This is a genomic window from Tolypothrix bouteillei VB521301, from assembly GCF_000760695.4.
GTDB lineage: Bacteria > Cyanobacteriota > Cyanobacteriia > Cyanobacteriales > Nostocaceae > Scytonema > Scytonema bouteillei_A.
In genome coordinates, this window is sequence record NZ_JHEG04000001.1 from 8,842,986 (window position 1) to 8,860,254 (window position 17,269).

The following is a 17,269-nucleotide window of genomic DNA, read 5'->3' on the forward strand; positions in this document are numbered from 1 at the left end:
AGTCTGGGTAAGGCTTTCTCAATCTAAAATCCACACACCCAAAATTCAAGGACTAGCAACAATGAGTACGTTTATCAATGCTGTTCCCTCTGGGATCGCTGCATTTACCGCGACTAATCTTGATGATATCGTCATCCTGACACTGCTTTTCTCACAGGTTAATACAGCATTTCGACACCGTCATATTATCGTAGGGCAGTATTTGGGCTTCACAGTATTGGTTGCTATCAGTCTGTTAGGATTTTTTGGGAGTTTCGTTTTGCCTAGTGTCTGGTTGGATGTTTCTGGCTTTATCCCCATTGCTGTAGGTCTAAATCGCTTGGTTAATGTAGAAGAGGAAGATACAGACGATGAGTTAGAGATTCCTTCGTCTCAATCCTCACCAATAAGGAGTTTTCTGTCGCCTCAAACCTATGGTGTAGCAGCTATTACCTTTGCTAATGGTGGTGACAACATCGGTATCTATATGCCGCTCTTTGCAAGTAGTAATTCAGCAACTCTACTGGTAACTTTAGGTATCTTCTTTACCCTGGTTGCCGTTTGGTGTTACATAGCTTATAAACTCACTCATCAAAAAGCGATCGCCAAAATACTCATGCGTTATGGTAATTCGCTTGTACCATTCCTCTTGATTGGATTGGGTGTATACATTGCACTAGATAGTTTAGTGCTAGCAGTATTGTCAGTTGTTGCCATGTTCTTTGGTTGGATGTTTTTTAATATGTCACGTCAGCGCGTCACTTCTGCGTAGCAAGAAATAGTCAATCCCTACACGAGTAGGTGACTATAAAATTTTTTAATCCCCCAACAAGCACATCTCGATTTTAATAAATTCTTTCTATAATTTTAAAAACAAATGGTATTTGTTGCTATTAAAAGAGGTCAGATATAGTAGACTATACCTCCAAGGATAGTTAACAGTAACCAGTAACTAGCGATCGGAAAGTAGGGTGGGCATTGCTCGCCAACAGCAGGGAATAGTGGGCAATATAGGGCCCACGTAGATTTCAAAAATCTCACAAGATTCCTATAATAGTCCCGTTAAATAATAAAAGAGCAATAAAAAAAGCTCATGTTCTCATAACCAAGAGGAGAAAAATTGTGAAAAGCTTCAAGGCAATTTTGGTGTTTCTGTTAATATTGGTTAACTTAGTTGTTGTTCAGCCTTCTTTTGCAGATCCAATCGCGGAAAAGAGCCCTGAGTATCTCGGGATCAATCAACAACTCGAACAACTTCTACAAATTAGAAATGACCCGGCTCAAGGTGGTTACACTGCAGAAGACCTACAAAAAAGAATTGCCGATTTGCAATTTCAGAAATATATCCAAGAGAGTACAGAAGATTGGGGTGTTTGCCGCAATGAAACAGGAAAGACAATAGGCGTCTATGCTCACAAGCCAAGCAAGTATGGCACTCCCACCAATACCCTCTTCTACTTAGGAGCAGGTAAAAAGACAGATGATGAGTGGGACTGTGATGGCATATACCTGCCTAACGATGCAAAAGTAGCTGGTATTAACCTTCCTGCTCCTGTAGCCGGAGAAACAGAACAGGGAGCAGCAACACAGCCTTTTGCTCTGAAGATTGTAGATGGGACACAGTTGGTTGCTAGAACTAACCCTATCACTGGTGAAGTTGAATTGAATGCGCCCGTTGCTGGAGTTATTGCACCAGGCGAGCCAAATTGGTCAATTCCCAATCTTTCTCAAGCAGAAGTCAGTGCTCAAGTTCCCAATGCTCCTATTGATTAAAAAGCACGCGCCTGTGCGATCGAGTTTTCCCACCTAATAATTTTGCAACCTCCTCAATTGAGGGGGTTGTTTTATTTATTAATAATGAGTAACTTTTATAATTTTTTAAAAAGTACTAAATTAACGGTAACCTCCATCATCATGCTGTTACAACTTTTGTTAAGAAAAATTACAACACTCTTAACAGAAGGAAATATTTCATATGGTAGTTGCACTTAACAATAATGCACAACATCAAGTTGTTATCATTGGTGGAGGCTTTGGTGGACTGTACACAGCAAAACATCTTGCTAAAGCTAATGTAAAAGTGACTCTCATTGATAAACGTAACTTTCATCTATTTCAGCCGCTTTTGTATCAAGTTGCAACAGGTACGCTATCACCTGCTGATATTTCATCACCATTGCGAGCCGTATTTAGCAAAAGCAAGAACACGCAAGTGTTGCTTGGAGAAGTCAATGATATCGATCCAAAAGCACAACAAGTGATAATGGGCGATAAAGTCGTACCTTACGATACGTTAATTGTCGCTACAGGTGCTAACCATTCCTATTTTGGTAAGGATAACTGGAAAGAGTTAGCTCCTGGTTTGAAAACTGTTGAAGATGCAATAGAAATGCGTCGCCGCATATTTTCAGCATTTGAAGCAGCAGAAAAAGAAACCGACCCCGAAAAACGGCGTGCTTTATTGACTTTTGTGATTGTGGGTGGCGGCCCTACAGGAGTAGAATTAGCAGGTGCGATCGCCGAGTTGGCATACAAAACTCTCAAAGAAGATTTCCGCAACATCGACACCTCGGAAACGAAAATTTTACTATTACAAGGGGGCGATCGCATCCTCCCACATATTTCGCCGGATTTGTCCCAAGTGGCAGCAGTATCTTTGCAAAAGTTGGGTGTAATTCTCCAAACTAACACTAGAGTGACAAATATTGAAAATAATATAGTGACTTTCAAGCAAGGCGATGAAGTCACAGCAATTGCCTCAAAAACTATCTTGTGGGCAGCAGGGGTTCAGGGTTCGGCAATGGGGAAAGTTCTAGCAGAACGTACAGGTGTAGAGTGCGATCGCTCCGGACGTGCGATCGTAGAGCCGGACTTGACTATCAAGGGTTATAAAAACATTTTTGTAGTAGGAGATTTAGGCAACTTCTCCTATCAAGATGGTAAACCCTTACCTGGTGTCGCACCCGTAGCCAAACAACAAGGAGAGTATGTAGCTAAACTCATTCAAAAACGTCTTCAAGGTCAAACTTCACGACCATTTCATTACAACCATGTGGGTAGTTTGGCGATGATCGGGCAAAATTTAGCGATTGTAGATTTAGGCTTCCTAAAACTTACAGGTTTCCTGGCTTGGGTATTTTGGCTAATAGTTCATATCTACTTCTTAATTGAGTTTGACACTAAATTGTTAGTCGTATTCCAGTGGGCGTGGAATTATATTACTCGCAATCGTCGATCTAGACTGATTACAGGTAAAGAAGATTATGTAGAAGCAAAAACCGTTAACAATATAACCCAAATTGCTAATTAGAACCGTCATTATTTTCCTTTTTAAGGGGGAGTTTGAGAAGCTTATCCCCCTTAAAAAGGGGGATTTTGGGCGCATCTTGAGACAACGGCGGATTTGACAAACATCCTCTCAGTAATCCTGGTGTATGGGAAACCTATGCGTTCTCAAGCCTACTCATACCTTAACTAACAACGGCAACTATACAGATAAAGTCAATGATGGTAGCATATCCACGGATACATTTATAGTTCATTTGTTCGCGTTGAAAGGGCTGGCAATGGCAACCTAACTGCTGTCAATCTCAAAATGTTAAGTCATGTAAAGATTCTTACATATAGACGATAGCCAAAACTCTCGATCGGACCTTACAAGAAGTTGCATTTATATACCTGAACTCTTTTCCTTATCTGCCTTGTCCCAGAAACAAGCGATCGCTTTGAATGTATGTCCCTATTAGCTTTTGTGTCTTGCAAGCATTTGCTCTGTTGCCAGATGTTACCGACATTTATAGGACTTTGCTTGATTGATAATTATTACTATTATATTAAAAAACAAAATGTAAAGATAAAAAATCTTACGCAAGAGAGAGTAACACTCTTAAATTTAGATGAAACAGTTAAAAAAATATGAAAAACTTAGATAGAGTCATATAAAGTTAACCTTATCCTTCTCTAGCAGATGAATGTTGATGAGGCATTGGTTGTTCTAGATATTTTTCTAGAAAACCGCTTAAACAATCTACAGGAGCTAGTTTTCCGCAAAGCCTGGGAAGGACAAACTTACCAGGAAATAGCGGACAGCTCTAGCTATGATGCTAACTATATTAAAGATGTTGGTTCCAAATTATGGAAGTTACTGTCTCAATCTCTGGATGAGGAGGTAACTAAAAGTAATTTTCGTTCGGTCATTAGAAGGCGGGGGGAAAGTTCTGCTATTTATAGGAAATCGCAAAATGCCCAAGCGGTTCTGTTACATTATCAACAGTTAGCAGATAAAGAATATCTCGAACTGCCTGGTAGCGATCGCGAAAAATTGGAGCCTTCTAGCGGTTATACAAGGCAAGAAAACCAGAAATCTTCCATCCCCGTTCCCGAACGTTTGGATATTCCCAGCGGTCCGGTTCCGCTCAATTCCTTCTTTTATATTGAGCGTCCTCCCATTGAAGAACGCGCCTGTGCTGAAATTGCTAAACCTGGAAGCTTAATCCGGATTAAAGCACCCAAGCAGACAGGTAAAACCTCATTGATGCAAAGAATTCTGACTCACGCCAGACAAACAATAGGCGTAAACACTGTGTTGATCAGTTTTCAACTGGCAGACACTCACGTTTTCAGCAGTTTAGATAAATTCTTGCGATGGTTTTGTGCCAATGCCAGTCGCCAGTTACATATAGAACCGAGGTTGGATGATTACTGGGATGAGGACATCGGTAGCAAAGTCAGTTGCACGTTGTATTTCCAAGAGTACCTATTGCGGAAAATTGACTCTCCAGTCGTATGCGCTTTAGATGAAGTCAACCGGATTTTTGAGTATCCAGAAATCTCTGGTGACTTTTTGCCACTCCTGCGCTCCTGGTATGAAGACGCCGCAGAATTGGACATTTGGCAAAAACTGCGATTGCTAGTGGTGCATGCGACCGAAGCTTATATCCCTTTGGATATCAATCAATCCCCTTTTAACGTCGGACTGGCAATTAAGTTACCAGAATTTACCTTGGCACAGGTGCAAGATTTAGCTATCCGTCATGGCTTAGATTGGGCAAAAGGTGAGGTAGGCGAGCAAACACTGGCTCCTCTTGTGGCTACGATTGGCGGTCATCCTTATTTAGTCCGTCTCGCTCTCTACCATTTGGCACGTCAAGACGTGACCTTAGAACAACTCTTGCAAGAAGCTCCCACAATTGGCGGTATTTATAGCAATTACCTGCGACATCATCTCGCCAATCTTCAAGAACATCCCGAACTGGCAGCGGCATTTAAACGTGTTTTGACAGCAACTGAAGACGTGCAATTAGAAGCAATCACTGCTTACAAATTAGAAAGCATGGGTTTGGTAAAGCTGGAAGGAAATCATGCACTGCCTAGCTGCGAGCTGTATCGGCTGTATTTCTGCGGGCAATTGGGCTAGTGGATATGAACGCTTACGAATATCAAATTGGTGGCAGTCTCAAAATGGATGCTCCTAGTTATGTGGAGCGACAGGCTGATGTTGAACTATACGACGCCTTAATGAGGGGTGAATTTTGTTATGTGTTTAGTTCCCGACAAATGGGCAAATCGAGCTTGCGTTTGAGAACAAGGTACCGATTGCAAGAAGCTGGTTATTGCTGTGCTTCTGTTGATATGACTAGGATCGGGAATGGAAATATTACCCCAGCTCAATGGTACAAGGGTATAGTTGTAGATTTATTGCGAGGATTTGATCTTTTTGGCTCGGTTAATATAAAAACTTGGTGGAACGAGCGAGAAGATTTACCTCCCTTACAGCGATTAAGCCAGTTTGTTGAAGATATTTTATTAGTGAAATTAAAAAGTGAAAAAATCTTTATTTTTATTGATGAAATTGATAACGTTCTGAGCTTAAATTTTCCAGTCGCTGATTTTTTTGCGTTGATTCGTGCTTGCTACAATCAACGAGCAGAAAATCCAGAATACAACCGTCTCACTTGGGCTTTGTTTGGCGTAGCCACTCCCTCGGATTTGATTTCTGATAGGACTTGTACTCCATTTAATATTGGGACATCTATTGATTTACAGGGATTTCGTTTATCAGAAGTCGAGCCACTAGCAGCAGGCTTAGAGGGGAAAGTGGCCAATCCTATGGCAGTGCTAAAAGAAATTTTGAGTTGGACTGACGGGCAACCATTTCTCACACAAAAGCTGTGCCATATCGTAGAACACGAAAGAATTAGCGGTAGCATGGCTTTACATCAGGAAACGGGGTATTCAGAAGCGGAAGAACGGTATAAATTGGATTATCACTTGCCGATTGTTAATTACCATCTCATCAGTATATATTACCAGTTTCCCTCAATTATTTTGGAGAAGTTAGTACAAACAAATATTATTGATGATTGGGAAGCTCATGATGAACCGGAGCATTTAAAGACAATTCGCGATCGCCTCCTCAGTAACGAGCAACGTGCTGGCAGCTTGTTGGCACTTTATCAGAAAGTTTTACAAGGAGTTGACGTACCAATAGATGACTCACCCGAACAAATAGAACTTTTACTATCTGGGTTAGTTGTTAAGCAACAAGGAAAACTGAAGGTCAAAAACCGCATTTATCAGGAAATTTTCAATCAAGCTTGGCTGGAAAAACAATTAGCAAAACTGCGTCCTTACTCCCAATCGTTGAATGCTTGGGTTGCATCATTAAGACAAGATCATTCGAGGTTGCTGCGAGGACAAGCCCTGTTAGAAGCACAAGCTTGGTCTGTCGGCAAAAGTTTAAGCGAGTTGGACTATCAATTTTTAGCAGCCAGTCAAGAACTGGATCGCAGAGAAGTGGAAACAAGGTTGGCTGCAGAATGCACCAGAGAAATAAAAGCTAGACTCAGTCAAGAGCAAAAAGTAGCCCAACTTCAAAGAATATCTCTAGGTACGCTTGCTTTAGGATTTGTCATTGCGTTGGGTTTGGGAGTTGCAACCTTTTTCCAATACCGCAACGCACTGCAAAACGAATTAAAAGCTATTGCCACATCTTCCAAAGCTTTGCACGCTTCCGAGAAAAAATTGGATGCTTTGATGGAAGCAATTAGGGCAGGGCAAAAACTGCAAAGTCTTGGAAGTGTCGATGCACAAACTCAAACACAGGTTGAATCTGTAATGAGACAAGCTATTTATGAAGTGAAAGAGTATAACCGCTTGTCAGGGCACAGTGCGGGAGTGAATTCGGTTGCAATTAGTGCAGATGGGCAGATATTTGCTTCAGCCAGTGCAGACAAAACTGTCAAACTTTGGAAACCAGATGGCACTCTCATTCGGACGCTGAAAGGACACACTGCAGGAGTCAACACAGTTGCTATTGGGACTAATATAGTGCATCCTCTAGAGGCAAATTGTCCTCAGAATAAAATTTTGAGTTTATACAAACGAACCCCTCAGAATAGAATTCTGAGTCTATACAAACAAAGCCTGCCTGCACAGGCTTCATCTAAAGTCCGCGCAGGCGGACTTGGTTTGTATAGCAGCGATTTCAATCGCAAACTTGATTTCTATAACCGCGATTTCAATCGCAAATACGTTTTTTCCAAATTCGGATGCTCCGCTAATAATCAAGATCGGAAAAACAAGATGTTCATTGCCTCGGGTGGTGAAGACAGGACAGTTAAACTTTGGGATCTTGATGGTACCTTACTAAAAAGCTTGAAAGGACATAGCGATGCGGTAGAGTCAATTGCTATTAGTCCTGACGGTAGTACGATCGCTTCAGCAAGTGATGACAAGACCGTGAAGTTATGGACGGCAGATGGAACTTTGCTACGGACAATTAAAGGGCATAGTGATGAAGTTGAGGCAGTTGCGATCGGTCCCGATGGAAAAATGCTGGCTACAGCCAGTGACGATAAAACAGTCAAACTTTGGAAAATGGACGGGACTTTAGTACGTACATTCAAAGGGCATCGCGATGAAGTTGAGGGAGTTTATTTTAGCCCCAATGGAAATACGATCGCCTCGGTCAGTGCAGATAGGACTATCAAGCTGTGGAATTTAGACGGGACTTTGAAAGCAACTCTCATCGGACATAGCAATCAAGTAGAAGGAATTGCCATTAGTTCTGATGGTAATGTCATTGCTTCGGCAAGTCGAGACAAAACAATCAAAGTGTGGAGACCAGATGGGACTTTGTTAACAACTCTTCGCGGTCATGATGCAGGAGTTAAAGAAGTTGCAATCAACCCCATCACCAAGATGATTGCGTCAGCAAGTCGGGACAATACTGTGAGGTTTTGGCGGCGAAACAGTTCCTTATTAAACACTCTCTCCGGTCATAGTGATGCCGTTCATGGGGTGGCTTTTATGCCTAACGGGAAGATGATTGTTTCAGCAAGTCGGGACAACACAGTCAAATTCTGGAATCCAGATGGGACATTACACCTCAGTCTGATCGGTCATCAAGCGGGGGTCAATGGTGTTGCCATCGCTCCGGATGGGAACACCATCGCGTCGGCTAGTTCGGACAACACTGTCAAAATCTGGAATCAAAAGGGTCAGTTGCTCAAGACTCTTGTGGGGCATAAAGATGTCGTCAAGGGCGTTGCAATCGCTCCTGACGGCAAAACCATCGTCTCAGCAAGTGACGATAAGACAGTGAAACTTTGGCAGATTAACGGTCAGGGTAAAGTTCAACCCAAGGCTTATGCAACACTAGTTGGGCATAATTCAGGGGTAAATGGAGTTGCTGTCAGCAATGACGGTCAAATCATAGCTTCTGTCAGTGATGACAATACCGTGAGATTGTGGAAACCAGATGGGACTTTAGTGAGAGCTCTTTTAGGGCATAGCAATCAGGTGAATGCAGTTGCCATAAGTCCCGATAGCAAAATGGTTATTTCTGCAAGCGACGACAAGACTGTCAAACTCTGGAAAATGGATGGTACGCTATTGAAGACTTTGACCGGGCATGATGCGGGGGTTTATGCAGTTGCGATCGCTCCCAATGGTAAAATGATAGCCTCAGCCGGTTCAGATAACACCATCAAACTTTGGCGTCTTGACGGGCAGTTGTTAACAACTCTTTCCGGGCATAGCGACACCGTTAAAGGAGTTGCATTTAGCTCTAATGGTAAAGTTTTAGCCTCAGTCAGCGATGATAAAACTGCTATTTTATGGGATTTAGATCGGGTTTTGGCTTCTGATGAACTTTTTATTCATGCTTGTAACTGGGTCAAGGATTATTTAGCAACAAATCCCGATCTAAGTCAGAGCGATCGCGAGCTTTGCACTCACCACAAATAATGGCAGTGCAAATCATGATACGATTATCCCAAAAAATGTTTATATCACTCTTAAATCTCGGTAAACACCGTTATATCCTGAAAATACTCATATTTAGCTTGCTAACTAGCAGTTGTAGCTATTTATCTCAACATAGCTCCCCCCCACTTGCTAATTCTTCTAAAAGCAAAACTTTAACAATTTGGTGGGATAAGGGTTCTAACATAGAAGAGGATGACGCTCTTATAAAGTTAATTAAAGACTGGGAAAAAAGAAGCGGGAATCAAGCCAAACTCACTTTCTACAGTAACGACGATCTCCCAGAAAGAACCAGAAAGGCGATTCAATCTGGCAATCCACCCGACATTGTCATGGGTAGCAGTGCGGAGAGAGAGTTGATACCGCACCTTGCTTGGGAAGGCAAATTGGAAGATGTTTCCGATGTCATTGAACCCGTGAAGAACAATTATTCTGAAGCAGCATTGGAAGCTGTTCATTTTTATAACAAATCTGCTCGCAAGCGCAGCTACTATGCAGTGCCAATCAATCAGTTAACAATTCACATCCATTACTGGCGGGATATGCTCAAGCAAGTGGGTCGGAGTGAGAAGGATATTCCTACAGATTGGGATGGTTTTTGGGAATTTTGGAAAAAAGTACAGACTGATTTGAAAGCGTTTAACCCATCGCAGGATAACAAAGAACCTATTTACGGGTTAGGTTTACCATTTTCCGCCGCCGCTGCAGATACTTACTATATCTTCGAGGAAATTTTAGAAGCATATAATGTTGAAATTGTCAATTCTGAAGGTGTACTTCGCCTTGATGACCCTAAGGTGCGTCAAGGCATTGTGAAGAGTTTGACGTGGTACGCAAACCTTTACCGACAGGGTTGCGTACCTCCCAACGCAACAAGATGGTTAAATCCAGATAACAATCGCAACTTGATTAATCGTAAGGTGGTAATGACAGCAAATACCACACTTTCGATTCCTGCTGCTGTACGACAGAATCCCGATATTTATCGCAACAAACTTGGGACTCTAGAGTTTCCTAAAAAACCCAATGGTGAACCAATGCGTTATTTAGTAGCAGTTAATGCTGCCATTTTGTTTGCCAATTCCAACAATCAGAAAGAAGGGAAAGAATTTCTGGCGTACTTAGCTCAACCTGAAACCATAAAAACATATATTAAATCCGCAGGAGGACGATACTTACCAGTGATGACACCACTATGGAAAGATTCATTCTGGACTAATCCAGCAGACCCCCATCTTTCTACTGCATCTAAAGTTTTAATGAAAGGTCAAACACGCCCATTTTATTTTGTCCAAAACCCCGCCTACAGTGTAGTTTTGCAAGAAAACATTTGGGGTAAAGCGATCTCCAGAATCGTGAAAGATGGCGTTTCTCCACAACAAGCGGCTAATGAGGCGATCGCGCAAATTAAAGAAATTTTTGCCAAATGGGAGTGAGCGGGTATGGTAACTGCAAAATTACAAACGACAAGTCGTTTTCTCTTACTGGGAGTCACGCTCAGTTTGAGTGTTTTTTCCTGTACCAATACTTCTAATTCTGACAAATCATTGCTAACGGAATCTTCAACACAGAACGGGATATTAACACTTTGGTGGGACAAAGGTTTTACCCTAGAAGAAGATGAGGCAATACAGCAAGTTGTCAAGCAGTGGGAACAAGAGACTGGTCACAAAGCTCAGCTTTCTCTTTTTAGTGCAGATGAGCTATCAAAAAAGACTCAAAGGGCAATTCGAGCAGGAAATCCACCTGATATTGTCATGAGTAACAATGCAGATCGAATTCTCAATCCAAGCCTCGCCCGAGAAGGTAAACTAGCAGATGTTTCTGAAGTTATTCAATCTGTCAAACCTTTTTACTCAGACACTGTATTGGCAAGCGCTTATTTTTATAACAAGCTGACAAACAAGCAAAGCTATTACGCTGTTCCCCTTCACCAGAGCATTCCTTATATTTTTTACTGGCGAGATTTGATCGAAGAAGCTGGTAAGAGTGAAAAAGATATTCCTAAGGATTGGAATGGTTTTTGGGAGTTTTGGAAACAAATACAAAACACTTTGCAAACAAAAAAAAATAAAAAGATTTATGGGCTTGGGTTACCTTTATCCGTTGGTGCTGGAGACACTTTTGAAGTCTTTGAGCAGATTTTGGAAGCGCATGATGTAGAAATTGTAGATTCTCAAGGTCGATTGCGTACAAGCGATCCAAAAGTCCGTCAGGGAATTATCCATTGCATAGACTGGTATACAAAATTTTACAATCAAGGTTATGTACCTCCCGATGCAGTGAATTGGTTTAACCCAGATAACAATCGCAGCTTGTTTAACAGGCATGTGGTCATGACTGCTAACAATTCTCTCTCCATTCCTGCGGCTGTACGCCGAAATTCTGACGTTTACTTTAACAAGCTAGGTACTATTGGATATCCCAATAAACCTAACGGTAAGCCAATGCGTTATGTGTCTCTCATCACCCAAGCAATTATCCTAACTGACTCAAAAAACCAGAAACTAGCTAAAGATTTTTTGATATATTTCATCAGCCCAAAAATCATGGGAAATTATCTTAAGGTTGCGGGCGGGCGTTTTTTTCCAGTACACACACTTGTTTGGAAAGATCCTTTCTGGACAAATAAGAAAGATCCCCACGTATCGGAAGGTGCTAAACCACTCATTATGAAACGAACTCGTTTATTATATATTGCTCAAAATTCTTCTTATAGTAAAGTGTTAATGAAAAATGTTTGGGGTCAAGCTCTGCGTCGAGTCGTCATAGATCGTGTTTCTCCCGAAAAAGCAGCCGATCGCGCAATTCAACAACTCAATGAAATTTTTGCTGAGTCTAGCGATCCTATTTAATTTTTGAATGCAAGGTAGGCATTGCCTACCTATAGAATTAGATTTTTTTCATAAGACATTTATGTTTTCTCTAGAAAAAACATTTGATTGACTCATAGATAATGCAAAATTTTATTAAAAAAACTCGCAATCGCTGTAAATTATGCAGCTTTGTCTTAACAGTCTCAACCTTAAGTTTCACAATTTTTGCCTGTTCTCAATCCATTCCTTCACAATCTCAAAAATCCTCTATTAAGACATCTCATAAAGATGATAAAGTCCTACAAATTTGGTGGGATAAAGGGTTTGGGTTAGAAGAAGATGAGGCAATTACTTTAGTTGTAAGAAACTGGGAGAAAAAAAGCGGTTACAAGGCAAAACTGTCGGTTTATGGACCTAACGAACTCCTGGAAAAAGCGGAAAGAGCAGTACGTTCTGGAAATACCCCCGATATTTTATTAAATAACAGAGCGGAAAGACAACTCAACGCACGTTTAGCTTGGGACGGAAAATTAGCAGATGTTTCTGATGTGATTTACCCCATTAAGGACTTGTATCCAGAACCTATTTTAAAAACGGCTCATCTCTACAATCACGTACAAAAACAGCGCAGTTATTATGCAGTTCCTATTAGCCAAACCACAATGCTCTTTTTTTATTGGAAAGATTTGTTAAAGCAAGTAGGACAGAGCGACACTAATATTCCTACAGAGTGGAATAGCTTTTGGGAGTTTTGGAAAAAAGTCCAGGACGCTCTCCGAAAAAAGCAAAATAATATATATAGTTTGGGTTTGCCTTATTCAATTGGGTCGGGAGATACTTATTACTTTTTCGAGCAACTTTTAGAAGCCTATGATATTCAAATTTTTGATGCTCAAGGGAAACTGCTTGTCAGGAACCCCCAAGTGAGGCAGAAAATTATCGATCTTTTAGACTGGTACGCCAAGTTTTACCAGCAAGGTTATGTACCACCCGATGCTATCAGGTGGTTAAATCCAGATAATAATCGTAGTTTACTCAACCGTCAGGTGGTAATGACACCCAATGGCACTCTCTCAATCCCCAGTGCTGTCAGTCAAGATAGGGAGACTTACTATAAAAAGCTTGGTACTTTAAAATTGCCCAATAAACCCAACGGTCAACGAATGCGGTACATTGTTGCAATTGGTCACGTGATCTTGTTTGCCAATTCCAAGCACCAAGAGACAGCTAGAGATTTTCTTAAATACTTAGTTCAACCAAACATATTGGGAACTTATCTTAAAAGTGCAGAACGGGGTCACTTTCCAGCACTCAAGCCCGTGTTAAAAGACCCTTATTGGGCAAACTCAACAGACCCTCATGTCTCCAGTGTTTCCAAGATATTAACCCAAGGTTCAATACGTCCGTTTGATTATGTAAATCACCCGGCGTATACCTTAGTACTTGATAAAAATGTTTGGATCAAAGCACTCAATCGAATTATTAGCGATCGCCTAACCCCAGAGCAAGCAGCCGACGAAGCTATTATGCAGATAGAAGAAATTGTTAATAAATGGAATTAAGATTTGGTCATCGATCGCTGATGACTGGTACCATTTGTGCAAATTCTCGACGAAATACTGAATCGCTGTATTCTTGCCACTCTTTTTTACGACTTTGGGATAAATTTTGCAACGTTGCTTGCTGGACGCGAGTCATCAACGGACGCCGAAAATGTTCGTATTTTTCAAAGGCTTGAGCGATCGCTTGTGTATCATCCCAACCTTTCTCTTTTACAACATGAGCAATTAAGGTTGCAATGACTAGTGCATCTTCAAACCCTTGATTTGCTCCTTGTGCCATAAAAGGGGGCATTCCATGGGCTGCATCACCAACCAATACCACTCGTCCCGAACTCCATGGTGGTTGAATTTTGCCAAGATTGTCTTTTGTATCAAGAGAAGCAGTGCTAGGAAGTTGTAAGGAATCTGCAATACTAGCACGGTGGATGTAGTACGGACGCTGTTGCATATTAGCAGGAGTTGATAAGCTCACTAACTGTTTGAGAACATCGGGAAAACCTGCTTTCTCTAATGCAGGCAAAGCAACGTCAATCAAAGATATGCCAAATTTCCCTTGTAAGATGTCTAGAGGCAAAGCATGGTGTATGACGTATCCGACTGGACCATTCGGTCTTTGAAATAAAAGCATTCTGGGCACTCCCATGAGGCTACCTTCAGAGATTTCATCATTACGGATTGTGACAACAGGTGCCCCCTGGAAGAAAATTTCTTCTAGCGCTGACTTTAGACTGTCTGGAATGTCAAGAATTTGATTGCACATAATCGCAGCAAATCCGGAATATTCAGGTTTTGCAAAAGCGGAGTACGGAGTATCTTTGTAAAGAATCTGGCGAACCGTGGAGTTGATTCCGTCAGCTGCAACAACGAGTTTTGCCCGAAAGACTGTTGTTTCAAATTCTTGGGAAATTGTTTCTAAGTTCTGGGGTTGGTTTTCTTCCGGTTTCTGTTCTTCAGACCAATACGCGTAAGGATTGGCTTCTGCGATCGTATTGGACACACAATCTACGCGGACGTACCCAGTCTCTAATTCATCCACCACACTGACACATCGATGATTGGGTCTAACTCGCTCTTGGGGGAGTTGTTGTCTGAGGGCTGTCTGCAAATTATACCAACTGATTGATTTTCGACCTTCTCCATACTCTTTAAACCAATCATCGTAACTCAGAGAAAATGATGAAATTCGTTCTCCACGCAAATTCTTTTGAACCCATTCGGGTGTTGCTTTTGGAGGCTGTGTTCTTGTAGCTGTCCTTACAGCCTCTTCGCTGGGTGGCTTGGGATTCAAAAGCCCAATACCAACTTCTTTAATTTGTTCGTAAGCCTGAGAATCTAAATATTTGAGAGATCTTAATCCATTGGGCAGAAGATCGACCGTTTGACCGACTTGACGAAAAGCGCGAGTGCGATCGACAACTAATACATTTTCAATACCTCGTTTGCGTAAGCCGATGGCAGTTGCCAATCCAATAGGTCCAGCACCAATGACAACAACGTCGTAGCTCTCCATAAAAGCAAACCCGTTATGCATTTCAATCTTTATATCTTAACTGCTGTTATGGTAATTTTCAGGGCATTGCTGACAGTGCTAGGATCGGAGTAATGGCGTTCTAGTGATATGCAGCGAACTTTCATCTCTGGCATTATTCCACCTGTAGTACAGTCCGAACCCTCTTTGTGGTTCGCGTTTGTTGGCAACAAGTTGTTAATCCATTCTCAAGGGACAGTGAGTCACATCCCCAAGTTTGTCAGTCTAGCAGAAATTGGTTTGAAGCCAATGCGATCGCAATTTCTGGGTACTCTTGATGGCATTGGGTGTTACTCTGCCGAATTGCCCAAGGACTCTATAATCCCTGATAGTTTGAGGTTAATGGGACTGCGGGAATTATATGGAAGTTTAGATGAGGACTTGTATGCGTTATGCGGTCGCGCCATTCAGATTATGGAATGGGATCGCACCCACCAGTACTGCGGTCATTGTGCGACACCTACAGTTCAATTAGCACACGAGCGTGCCAAGCGATGTCCTAAATGCGAATTGGTAAATTATCCGCGCCTCTCACCTGCGATGATTGTTCTTGTCTCGCGGGGTGACGAAGTCTTATTAGCTCGTGCGCCTCGTTTTCCACCGGGTATGTACAGCATACTGGCTGGATTTGTGGAACCGGGAGAATCGTTGGAAGAAACGGTGATGCGAGAAGTTCGAGAGGAAGTAGGGATTGAGGTCAAAGATATTCGCTATTTTGGCTCGCAACCCTGGCCTTTTCCCAACTCACTGATGATTGGATTTACTGCGACTTATGCAAGTGGAGAGATCGTCATTGAACCTCAAGAATTGGTAGATGCGGCTTGGTTTAGCAAGTATAACTTACCGCAGATTCCTCCCAAGCCAAGTATTGCTCGAAAACTTCTTGACTGGTTTGTTTCGACTTGAGGATGTGCCATGTCACTTACGCGCTCCGATCTTGAATCTCAACGCTTGCAGCAAACCATATTACAATCGGGCAGATCTGTAAATGTTTTAAGTGAAGACCAGTTGCAAGAGTCAATACGCGCAACTCTACACCAGCAAAAACTGGCTTCAGATGTTTGGATTTTTGCTTATGGCTCGCTCATCTGGAATCCTATTATCAAATTTGAAGAACAGCGCATCGGTACAATTTATGGATGGCACCGTCGCTTCTGCCTGTGGGTACCCCAAGGTCGAGGTACCCCAGATAACCCTGGATTGGTACTTGGTTTAGATCGGGGCGGTTGTTGTCGCGGTATTGCCTACCGGATAGCTGCTAGTGATGTACCATCAGAACTACTGTTGCTTTGGCGGAGGGAAATGATTGTTAATTGTTATGTTCCCCGTTGGGTCAAAGTTTTTGATGGTTCGCAACAGATAAATGCGATCGCATTTGTTATTAACCGCAATCATCGGGCTTATGCTGGTGATATTTCTTTAGAAACTATGGTTAACAGTATAGCAACTGCGAAAGGTGAGCTTGGTTCTTGTGCGGATTACCTCATGCAAACCATTGACGGCTTGATGACAGTTGGTATTAAAGATAAGCCATTGCAACTTTTGCGCGATCGTGTTTTAGCACAGTTATCAGCAACATCAACAATAAGTAACTCGGCGAGAAAAAACCAAACTATGTAATGAACGTATAATCTCTGTATTTGTCTCGTAGTAGCGCTTTAGCGCATGAATTGTCACTAAAAACCAGTAATGGTTATTTGCGCCCACTGAACTTATAAATTCACTACCGCTTTTGAGTTGGTTAAAATTAAGATAAGCTTCCGTCATGCATTTTTTCGTAATATATTGCCATTGAAAAATTAAACTATTTTTTGTAACATTTCAGATAATTTGCATATACCCATCCCTGATACTGCTGGGTAGAAATATCAGCCCATTCTCCATCTTGTGACCAACCGTGTAGCTCAACAACTGTTCCTTTAGGTAAAGTATCAATAATTTTAGAATTTATACGGTTGTTTTCTCGAACATTAACAGATGTAGCTGTGACTTCCCAATACTGGCAAAATTTTGATTCTGCTGACACTGGTGATTGTATAAGTGCATATCCAGCAGCTGAACTGACTATCAACATTAAAAATACTGAAACTTGTTTAACAAGCATGATTTTTCTTCTA

The 17,269-nt window shown here is 41.7% G+C and carries 12 protein-coding genes; 10 read left to right on the forward strand and 2 right to left on the reverse strand.

What is annotated here, in order from left to right; genetic code table 11:
• The first annotated feature begins 61 nt into the window (after positions 1–61).
• From HC643_RS36125 to HC643_RS36160, 8 genes are all read left to right on the forward strand, one after another.
• The gene (locus HC643_RS36125) at positions 62–751 is read left to right on the forward strand and encodes a cadmium resistance transporter (protein ID WP_038082654.1); all 690 of its coding nucleotides are present in this window, start codon (positions 62–64) and stop codon (positions 749–751) included.
• A 350-nt stretch (positions 752–1,101) separates the two neighbouring features.
• Entirely contained in the window at positions 1,102–1,752 is a 651-nt protein-coding gene (locus tag HC643_RS36130) for a hypothetical protein (RefSeq protein ID WP_038082655.1), read from the forward strand.
• A gap of 202 nt (positions 1,753–1,954) precedes the next feature.
• Positions 1,955–3,289, forward strand: coding sequence for an NAD(P)/FAD-dependent oxidoreductase (locus HC643_RS36135; protein WP_038082656.1), 1,335 nt, complete (start codon positions 1,955–1,957; stop codon positions 3,287–3,289).
• Positions 3,290–3,946: 657 nt separating this feature from the next.
• Positions 3,947–5,395, forward strand: coding sequence for an AAA-like domain-containing protein (locus HC643_RS36140; RefSeq protein WP_038082657.1), 1,449 nt, complete (start codon positions 3,947–3,949; stop codon positions 5,393–5,395).
• Between the two features lie 5 nt (positions 5,396–5,400).
• The gene (locus HC643_RS36145) at positions 5,401–9,228 is read left to right on the forward strand and encodes an AAA-like domain-containing protein (protein ID WP_038082658.1); all 3,828 of its coding nucleotides are present in this window, start codon (positions 5,401–5,403) and stop codon (positions 9,226–9,228) included.
• Positions 9,229–9,242: 14 nt separating this feature from the next.
• Positions 9,243–10,682: an ABC transporter substrate-binding protein gene (locus HC643_RS36150; RefSeq protein ID WP_237266027.1), complete on the forward strand. Its 1,440-nt coding sequence runs from the start codon at positions 9,243–9,245 to the stop codon at positions 10,680–10,682.
• A 6-nt stretch (positions 10,683–10,688) separates the two neighbouring features.
• Positions 10,689–12,101 (forward strand): ABC transporter substrate-binding protein, encoded by a 1,413-nt coding sequence (locus tag HC643_RS36155; protein WP_050045544.1) that lies wholly within the window; start codon positions 10,689–10,691, stop codon positions 12,099–12,101.
• A 101-nt stretch (positions 12,102–12,202) separates the two neighbouring features.
• Entirely contained in the window at positions 12,203–13,624 is a 1,422-nt protein-coding gene (locus HC643_RS36160) for a sugar ABC transporter substrate-binding protein (protein WP_038082661.1), read from the forward strand.
• 7 nt (positions 13,625–13,631) lie between these two features.
• On the opposite strand, the gene HC643_RS36165 is transcribed toward HC643_RS36160, so the two are convergent.
• Positions 13,632–15,155: an FAD-dependent oxidoreductase gene (locus HC643_RS36165; protein ID WP_038082663.1), complete on the reverse strand. Its 1,524-nt coding sequence runs from the start codon at positions 15,153–15,155 to the stop codon at positions 13,632–13,634.
• A gap of 87 nt (positions 15,156–15,242) precedes the next feature.
• Here HC643_RS36165 and nudC point away from each other — a divergent pair, with 87 nt between their 5' ends.
• Positions 15,243–16,058, forward strand: a complete 816-nt coding sequence (gene nudC, locus HC643_RS36170; RefSeq protein WP_038082664.1) for an NAD(+) diphosphatase — start codon at positions 15,243–15,245, stop codon at positions 16,056–16,058.
• A gap of 9 nt (positions 16,059–16,067) precedes the next feature.
• Entirely contained in the window at positions 16,068–16,772 is a 705-nt protein-coding gene (locus HC643_RS36175; protein ID WP_038082665.1) for a gamma-glutamylcyclotransferase, read from the forward strand.
• A gap of 184 nt (positions 16,773–16,956) precedes the next feature.
• Here the strand turns inward: HC643_RS36175 and HC643_RS36180 are convergent, their stop codons facing one another.
• On the reverse strand, positions 16,957–17,256 hold the full coding sequence (locus HC643_RS36180; protein WP_038082666.1) for an SH3 domain-containing protein: 300 nt from the start codon (positions 17,254–17,256) through the stop codon (positions 16,957–16,959).
• Positions 17,257–17,269: the final 13 nt, after the last annotated feature.

Excerpts from the sequence above, each read along its gene's own strand:
- HC643_RS36135 (WP_038082656.1), top strand. The coding sequence starts at position 1,955 with ATGGTAGTTGCACTTAACAATAATGCACAACATCAAGTTGTTATCATT.
- HC643_RS36125 (WP_038082654.1), top strand. The coding sequence starts at position 62 with ATGAGTACGTTTATCAATGCTGTTCCCTCTGGGATCGCTGCATTTACC.
- HC643_RS36160 (WP_038082661.1), top strand. The coding sequence starts at position 12,203 with ATGCAAAATTTTATTAAAAAAACTCGCAATCGCTGTAAATTATGCAGC.
- HC643_RS36165 (WP_038082663.1), bottom strand. The coding sequence starts at position 15,155 with ATGCATAACGGGTTTGCTTTTATGGAGAGCTACGACGTTGTTGTCATT.
- HC643_RS36155 (WP_050045544.1), top strand. The coding sequence starts at position 10,689 with ATGGTAACTGCAAAATTACAAACGACAAGTCGTTTTCTCTTACTGGGA.
- HC643_RS36180 (WP_038082666.1), bottom strand. The coding sequence starts at position 17,256 with ATGCTTGTTAAACAAGTTTCAGTATTTTTAATGTTGATAGTCAGTTCA.
- nudC (WP_038082664.1), top strand. The coding sequence starts at position 15,243 with ATGCAGCGAACTTTCATCTCTGGCATTATTCCACCTGTAGTACAGTCC.
- HC643_RS36150 (WP_237266027.1), top strand. The coding sequence starts at position 9,243 with ATGATACGATTATCCCAAAAAATGTTTATATCACTCTTAAATCTCGGT.
- HC643_RS36145 (WP_038082658.1), top strand. The coding sequence starts at position 5,401 with ATGAACGCTTACGAATATCAAATTGGTGGCAGTCTCAAAATGGATGCT.
- HC643_RS36140 (WP_038082657.1), top strand. The coding sequence starts at position 3,947 with ATGAATGTTGATGAGGCATTGGTTGTTCTAGATATTTTTCTAGAAAAC.
- HC643_RS36175 (WP_038082665.1), top strand. The coding sequence starts at position 16,068 with ATGTCACTTACGCGCTCCGATCTTGAATCTCAACGCTTGCAGCAAACC.